This is a genomic window from Acinetobacter sp. Brlt_5, assembly GCF_051949055.1.
In the GTDB taxonomy this organism is placed as follows: Bacteria; Pseudomonadota; Gammaproteobacteria; order Pseudomonadales; family Moraxellaceae; genus Acinetobacter; species Acinetobacter indicus.
The window spans coordinates 1-2,513 of record NZ_JAYJLP010000041.1 but is presented as its reverse complement, the minus strand read 5'-3'; the positions used below and the strand labels follow the sequence as shown (position 1 = coordinate 2,513).

General features: G+C 47.5%; 2 protein-coding genes and 1 pseudogene. All 3 read right to left on the bottom strand.

Going from position 1 to position 2,513, the window contains the following annotated elements; all coding sequences use genetic code 11:
* Positions 1-272, bottom strand: a 272-nt coding sequence (locus VF685_RS14000; RefSeq protein WP_001100556.1) for a LysR family transcriptional regulator, incomplete at its 3' end; no start/stop codon positions are given.
* A gap of 54 nt (positions 273-326) precedes the next feature.
* Positions 327-1,289: pseudogene (gene floR, locus VF685_RS13995) on the bottom strand (chloramphenicol/florfenicol efflux MFS transporter FloR); the annotation flags it as partial.
* Positions 1,290-1,363: 74 nt separating this feature from the next.
* Positions 1,364-2,239: an SDR family oxidoreductase gene (locus tag VF685_RS13990; RefSeq protein ID WP_078081115.1), complete on the bottom strand. Its 876-nt coding sequence runs from the start codon at positions 2,237-2,239 to the stop codon at positions 1,364-1,366.
* Positions 2,240-2,513: the final 274 nt, after the last annotated feature.

Genomic DNA, 2,513 nt, shown 5'->3' with positions numbered 1-2,513 from the left:
GCGGTCTTCACTGCGTGATCGAGTTGATCGACACCCGCCGTGACACGCTCCATGAAGTGCCTGCCTGCGTCTGTTAGCCGAACGCCCCGCGCATGGCGCTCAAATAGCAGGACACCAAGGTTATCCTCCAGCGCTTTCACACGCGCGCTGACGCTCGACTGGCTGATACCAAGTGCCTTGGCCGCATGCCGAAAATTCAGATGCTCGGCGACGGCGATGAACTGAACAAGGGAAATGAGCGGTATCCTGCCAGACAGGATACCGACATTCACGAGGTTTCGATGGTTAGTGCGCCGCATCGGAGCGGGCCTGCTACCAGTCGTCGGTTAGACGACTGGCGACTTCTCGGTGGCAGCCCCACGGAGCCGAAGGAGCACCAGCCCCAACGAAACCAGTACCGCCATCGCCGTGGCGTAACAGATCACGGGCCACGCTGTGTCACCGTTTAAAAGTGCCACCGCCAATGTCCCGACAATGCTGACTATCAGGCTTTGAACGCAGAAGTAGAACGCGACCGCTGATCCCGCGATGTCGTCGAACTCTGCCAAAGCGCCGTTCGCGGTAACGGACACCGTGAAGACAATACCGACCGCGACAACCCACATCGGTAGGATGAAGGTGAGGAATGACGGCGAGCCGTAAAGTTCGCCGATCCCCAACAGGACCGCTCCGCAAACAAGCAACGCCATCCCACGCGCCACGCATCCTGCGATGCCCCATCTGGCGACAAAGGACTTCGCGAAACGGGTTGTCACGATCATTACAAGCGCGACAGTGGCGAAGGCAAAGCTGAATCCGATCTCGGAATATTCCGCTTGGCCTATGAGCACACGGGGAGCCGTCGAGAAGAAGACGAAGAAGGTGCCCATACCGGCGCTAAAGCCGACAGTGTAAACCCAAAAAGCCGGACTCGCGAAGATCGGCAAGACAGATCGGCGCGTCTTGACTTGATCCAGAGGGCGGGTTTCGTGCCACCTGAAACCCGCATTTAGGAGTGCGAGCATCGCCAGTATAGCCAAAGTAATGAATATCGCCTGCCATCCCAAGAACTCGCCGATCAATGCTCCGGCGATAGGGCCGAGCGCAGGCACGAACGCCAGCATCGAACTGAAAAGGCCGTAGATGACGACACCCTCAGGACGGTTGGCATAAACGTCGCGAACCGTCGCGAACGTCGCCACCAGCATGGCCGACGCGCCCACTGCTTGAAGTAGACGGAAAGCGACAAAGGCCGGTGCAGTTGAAGACCAAGCTGCTCCCAGAGACGCAATGACGAAAGCCGTTGCGCCCGGCGATTAAGTTAATAAACATATTAAATCATTAATTAGTTTTTGTAGTTTAGAGAGTTTATTTCTTAGGGTTTCTATTCCTCAATTATTCCGTATCCTTCTGGTGCAGGAATCCCATGTTCCGAAGAACGACTGACTGATTCCCACTCTTTCCATGTAAATATACGTTTTTCTGCATTTTCAACAGCTAAATCATATACAAGGCTTCCCAGAACTAATCGGAGAGGCGGATTCTCACTATTAACCAGTTTCATTATAGCTTCGGCGGCTAACTTAGGATCACTATCCACCGATTCGTTTGAATATTGTTGGGCCAACTTTTCACGTAATGAATCATACTCTTTTTTCTGTGTAGTAAAACTCATTTTTAAGTATAGATTCGTCCAGTAACCTCCAGGTTCTACGATAGATACTTTTATACCAAAATGTGCAGCTTCTTGTGCTAAAGCCTCGCTAAATCCTTCTAAAGCAAATTTACTAGCGCTATAGATTCCCGACATTGGACCACTAATCAGTCCACCAATACTAGATATCTGGATAATATGACCTGATTCTTGTGCCCGCAAGTACGGCATAACAGCTTGACTTACCCATACTGTACCGAAGAAATTAGTTTCCATTTGGCTTCTAACTTCATCTTCACTAAATTCTTCAATCATTCCCATTACCATATTCCCTGCATTGTTAATGACAATATCGAGTCTTCCAAAATGTTTAATGGCAGTTTCCACTGTAGTCGAAACAGCACTTCTATCAGTAACATCAAGACTTAAAGGAAGTAACATTCCTTCAAACTGGCATTTTAACTCATTCAGTTTTTCAATATTTCTAGCAACACCAACAACCTTCTCTCCTGACTCCAATGCTTTTTTTGTGAATTCGTATCCTAGTCCACTGCTTGCACCTGTAATAAACCACACACGTGTATTTTCATTGTTATTAAATGTCATAAATAATCTCCTCCATTAATCATGTAATATTGGTATCATTCAATACCAATTTAAAACAAACAAAATAAAGAGCACAGGCAATCTGCCTATGCTCTAAATATAGAAATATAAAATTTCAACAGGATTAATCCGATTGTTGGTATCACAAATAAGCCATCAAATTCATTGATGTACCCTTTTCTACGAAGTGTCATGGGAGATCTCCCTTTAAAATAAAAAAGAGGAAGATTCCTCTCCCCCTTTTTACTATAACCGTATAATAAAGGTTTCCTAT

What these genes read in the sequence shown, in the direction of transcription:
- VF685_RS13990 (WP_078081115.1), bottom strand. Translation starts at nt 2,239, where the DNA reads ATGACATTTAATAACAATGAAAATACACGTGTGTGGTTTATTACAGGT.